This window comes from Bacillus sp. 05T31 (assembly GCF_056396725.1).
The window spans coordinates 1-3,892 of the sequence record NZ_JBFTMA010000402.1 but is presented as its reverse complement, the minus strand read 5'-3'; the positions used below and the strand labels follow the sequence as shown (position 1 = coordinate 3,892).

Annotated in this window: 3 protein-coding genes and 2 pseudogenes; all 5 read right to left on the bottom strand. The window is 39.3% G+C overall.

All coding sequences use genetic code 11. From position 1 onward, the window contains the following. On the bottom strand, positions 1 to 298 hold a 298-nt coding region (locus tag AC1DJR_RS20420; RefSeq protein WP_477003373.1), incomplete at its 3' end, for a DUF5065 family protein. Positions 299 to 911: 613 nt separating this feature from the next. After that, positions 912 to 995: pseudogene (locus AC1DJR_RS20415) on the bottom strand (YjcZ family sporulation protein); the annotation flags it as partial. A gap of 293 nt (positions 996 to 1,288) precedes the next feature. After that, the gene (locus AC1DJR_RS20410) at positions 1,289 to 2,269 is read right to left on the bottom strand and encodes an alpha/beta fold hydrolase (protein ID WP_477003372.1); all 981 of its coding nucleotides are present in this window, start codon (positions 2,267 to 2,269) and stop codon (positions 1,289 to 1,291) included. Positions 2,270 to 2,455: 186 nt separating this feature from the next. Then, complete coding sequence (locus AC1DJR_RS20405; protein ID WP_477003371.1) at positions 2,456 to 3,823, bottom strand: sensor histidine kinase; 1,368 nt, start codon at positions 3,821 to 3,823, stop codon at positions 2,456 to 2,458. After that, positions 3,820 to 3,892 (bottom strand): annotated as a pseudogene (locus AC1DJR_RS20400) (DNA-binding response regulator); the annotation flags it as partial. The pseudogene AC1DJR_RS20400 and the gene AC1DJR_RS20405, both read right to left, overlap by 4 nt.

Sequence of the window (3,892 nt, the reverse complement as noted above, 5' to 3'; positions counted from 1 at the left end):
GTTCTAGGGTACCATTTGTGTGGACTTTAAAAATTTTCATTTGCGCACCAAAATGTTCTCTACCAAAGTGCTGTGTTAAGTAAAATGTATCACCAGTTATTAAATCCCCAATTTTCCAATCAGGTTGATATGTACTTTCCACGGAACTTTCCAGATCCACAATGGTTTTAAATCCCCAATCATCATTAAATGGACCTGAGTAAGCTGCAGTAACTTGTGAGGTAGGCTTAATCATTTCTATTGCAGTAAACCCGCTAAATGTTAACGCCCCAATTAATACTAATTTTCCTAATTTCATTATTGTTTCCCCCTATTAATTTTCAGAAATATTAAAAATCAGAAGTCATACACACATAATAATATAATTTATTGTATTATATTTCAAATATTTTCTAAAAAAAWCCATAAACATAAAAAAGACACCCTAAGGTGCCTTCCTCCGACTTGAACCACTTTAATTTAATAATATGTATTGGACATTAAGTAAACACGTCCTATAAAACAGAATCATTTATTTTCAACAGATTGTTAGTGTACAAATACAAGAGAATCGAGATCGTTTGTTTGGCTAGATTAAAGCAACGCCACACCACACCTATATGGTTGAGATGTGTTACGCCTTCTAATCGGAGAATCWGCTTTATAGAACGTGTCCACAAKTTATATTTTACTACATGTAATATTTATTTKRTGTAATTTTWACRAATATGTATAATTRCATWAARTTTACGAGAAAAAGAGAGTATACTTTGATATTGTGTAATAAAGATAAGGCCCACCTACGGAAATAGGTGGGTTTTTTGTTGGGCATTACTATCTCATTGCACAAAAGGGAATTTGCATTAAAATAATATCATATTCTTAGAGTTCTTATATTGAGAAAAAAGACACTCTTATGAGTGCCCCTTTTTTTAGTAACCGAATCCGCCCCAACAACTACATCCTATAATGATTAACAGGATGAATAGAATGATCAGTAAAGCAAATCCGCCACCTAACTGTCTACGCTTAAAGACTAAAGTTACCTTTAGCCCTCCAAGACTCGCTACGAGCGAATGGCTAGTTCTTACTCGACGGGAATCTCACCCGTTATATGATACGACCTAGGCTCGGCCGCACACCTGCCTCGTTATTTAATATGAAAATGAAACCCAATGTCTTTCAGGCGAAAGTATAATCTCGGTTTGGAAATATACAACTGTTTGGACATAAAAAAGACCATCGAAATGATGGTCTTGCAGACTGTAGACAAATGCATAAAATAACGAATGAACCTTTCTCTGAACACTTACTTTACTTCTTTCATAAATAGTCTAACGTTTTCAGCGATTTCTTTGAATTTGGTATGGTGTAAATAATGTGATCCATCCATAGTTACTACTTTTCCATGTACCGAGTCTTTAATCTGCCCTTCATGCAGAGGTATCCATCCTGCTACACCTTCATCATTCGCTTGTACAAAGAGAAGAAGTGGAAGATATTTAGGGAAGGTTAAACCTTGAGCCCCTTTAAAATTAGACGAAATATGGTCCATCTCATTCAAGGTTGTGTCATTGTACATGTTTTTATTCGAAATCATTTTCATTTGCTCTACGGTTTTTCCATCAAATTCCAGTCCAGCATAGGGGTCAACACTGATTTTCATAGCCAATCTTAAGAGACCTGATTTTTTGAGATATGCAACCGTTTTTAATGGGAAATTGATATCTATACCTGGTTGTGTTGCAACACTGCTATCGATTCCGACAAATGCAGTCACCTCGTTTGGATATTTATTCACATAATCAATTCCATAAATGCCTGCAATGGAGTGGCCCATGAGCATGTATCTGTTAATATTAAGCTGCTGTAGAGCTTCATGAACTTCACTTACCATATTCTCCGTGGTTCGCTCTTTTACAGTTTCATCACTTAATCCATAACCGAAAGGCTCTACCACAACAACTTTGTAAAATGGAGATAATTCATCGATAAGAAGCTTAAAATCAAGCCCTGGAGTAGCTGTTCCATAACCAGGCATGAGCACGATCGTTTCCTCGCCCTCGCCTTGAATTAACACATTCATGTTTTTCCCGTCTACAGATACGTGCTGCCCGTAGGGCACTATTCGTTTTTGCTCCGAATGACTACTCATCACATTTGCGATATAAACAATACCTAAAAAAAGTACAATGGCTAGAACGATTGCTCCTATGATTTTAAGTAAGATGTTTCGCACTTTCTTTATTTTCATTCCACTCAGCGTTTTCTTTTCCTCTTGTTGTGTCACTGTCATCCTCTCCTGTCCTGATCTGTTTGTTTGCCTTCCTTCATGTGCCTGTAATGAAAACTTAACCAATGAAGATGTACTCCCCATGACGACAATATGAACTGAATATGAACTGCCAAAAAAAATGCTACGGCTCTATATGCAAGTAAACTTGCATATGAGTCGTAGCATAGAGAATGAATCTAACTAATCTGTTGGTGTAGTGATTGGCAAGGTGACAATGAAGGTCGTTCCTTGACCAAGTTCACTTTTCACTCGGATGTCACCTTGATGAAGCGACACGATCTGTTTAACGATAGCGAGTCCCATACCACTTCCGTCATACTTACGACTGTGGGAACGATCGGCCTTAAAAAAACGCTCGAATATACGCTTCTGGTCATCAAGGTGAATACCAATACCAGTGTCGGATATTAGGATTGTCACGTTTTTGATATCTTGTTTGATGCTTACGTTAATCACGTCGGCATCCTCGGAAAATTTGATGCTATTTCTGAGGATATTCGTCCATACCTGATTTAACAGGTCATGATCAGCCGTTACTTTAACTGTCTGTAAATCAAGCTCGAAATGTATATCGCGAGCAGACCATTGTGGCTGGAGCGCCACTATTATCCGTCGGATTTGTTCATCGAGGCTGAGCGTGATGAGCCGCAGTTGCTTTGACTGCGATTCAAGAAAACTCAGCTTTAGCAGGCTATCGCTCATTTTGGACATCCTTTTCGCTTCAGCGATGATAATATCAAGATAACGGCTTCGTTCGTATTCTGAAAGGTCAACTTGCTTAAGCACTAGAGCATAACCGGATATCGAAGTGAGCGGAGACTGAACCTCGTGCGACACGTTCGTTACGAATTCCCTGCGCATCTGCTCAAGTTGCTGCAGATCGTGCATCATTTCTTCGAAGCTGCGAGCCAAAGTACCCAGCTCACTCGTTTGCTTAATATTCAACTTGACGTTGAAATCTCCAGATGCTATCCGCYTGGTCGCTTTTGTCAGCTTTTTTATCGGTCTTACCAGGAATACAGAGGCAACTAGAATCAATAAGCTTCCTGCAATCAACGAACATGTTGCAAAGACCAMTGCCCACTTTGTGACAAAAGAGGCTGAAGGAGGAGCGAGCGCTTCCAAAAATATCGCTTTCGTTCCCATTTCCGTTTTCAACGGCAACCCTAAAAGGACCGTGGCAATACCATTAGGAGTGTCCTGAACAACACCTCCATCTAATACTTTCTTTAGTTGCTCCATCGTCACAGSCGCAGGTTTGTGTCCGTGAAGTTTACCGTAAGACTTGAACTGACCCGTTGCTTCGTAAATTCGAATATAATAAGAATCAAGCTGCTTCATTTCACTTACGAACAAGTCCGCTTCACGTAACGGAAGGGTCTTGTAAATCCGGACGATGTCTTGGCCAAAGTTACGTAAGTTGATTTGAGCGTTTTCGTTCAATTTATCTTCGAATATCCAAGTTGATACAAAAAAAGAAATGATCGTGCCCCCGATGATGGAGACTAAAAATGTCAGGACAACACGTATATATAAGGATCTGATCATTCATAAACCTCAAGCCGATACCCAAGCCCGCGCACCGTTTCGATCCGAAAATCGGGTGTTGTCGCGAAC